At 63.7% G+C, this 844-nt stretch carries 2 protein-coding genes; both read left to right on the top strand.

The genetic code is table 11. The features are described from left to right. The first annotated feature begins 66 nt into the window (after window positions 1-66). Window positions 67-390, top strand: coding sequence for a transposase (locus tag P3H15_RS54190; protein ID WP_072951788.1), 324 nt, complete (start codon window positions 67-69; stop codon window positions 388-390). After that, the coding region (locus P3H15_RS54185; RefSeq protein WP_206015570.1) for an IS3 family transposase at window positions 390-844 on the top strand (455 nt) is incomplete at its 3' end. The genes P3H15_RS54190 and P3H15_RS54185, both read left to right, overlap by 1 nt.

The raw sequence follows: 844 nt of genomic DNA, 5'->3' as shown, positions 1-844 counted from the left end.
TGAGGTTCCCCCCGGAAAGTGGACACCGACTTGGCGGGACACCGGTCCCGCTGGAAGGATGTCCGTATGCCCCCTCGCAAGCGTCGGTCGTTCACGACCGAGTACAAGGTCGAGGCCGCCCACCGGGTGATCGACTCCGGTCGCACCATCGCAGAGGTCGCCCGAGAACTCGGCCTCAACGAGAGTCTGTTGGGCGAATGGGTCAAACTCGAGCGGCGCAGAATCGCCGCCGCAGAGTCCCACGGAGAGAAGCCTTTGGACGCGGCCGAACACGCCGAGCTACTCCGATTGCGAAGGCAGGTAAGCGAACTCGAGAAGGACAACGCTTTCCTGGTAAAAGCTTCGGCGTACTTTGCCGCGATGCAGAAGAACCGACCCGGTTCGATCTGATGGCCAAGTACGCCGGCCCCGACAACATCGAAGAGACCGCCGGCACCGCCGCGCCGGAAGGTGAACGGTTCTCGATCCTGCGGATGGCGAGACTGCTGGAGGTGTCCACATCGGGCTACTACCAGTACGTCAAGCGCAGAGTCGCCACGGTGTTGACGCCGAGGCAACAGCGTCGCGCCGACCTCGAAGTCAAGATCGTCGAGATCCACCGGGAATCGAAGGGTACCTACGGGTCGCCGCGGGTCACGGCCGAGTTGCGGGCGCGTGGTGAGGTGGTGAACGCCAAGACCGTGGCCAAGATCATGGCCTCGCTCGGTGTGGAGGGCATCAGCCCGCGCACGTTCAAGGTCAAGACCACGGTGGTCGATCCGCAGGCGTCGTTCCCGCCGGATCTGATCGAGCGGCACTTCGATCGGGGCCGGCTCGATGCGGTCTGGTTTACCGACATCACCTA

The sequence above is a fragment of the Rhodococcus sp. T2V genome, assembly GCF_029269925.1.
GTDB classification, from domain to species: Bacteria; Actinomycetota; Actinomycetes; order Mycobacteriales; family Mycobacteriaceae; genus Rhodococcus_F; species Rhodococcus_F koreensis.
This window is presented reverse-complemented; position numbering and strand designations above follow the sequence as displayed.

Coding starts and splice junctions, on each gene's coding strand:
- P3H15_RS54190 (WP_072951788.1), top strand. CDS start 67: ATGCCCCCTCGCAAGCGTCGGTCGTTCACGACCGAGTACAAGGTCGAG.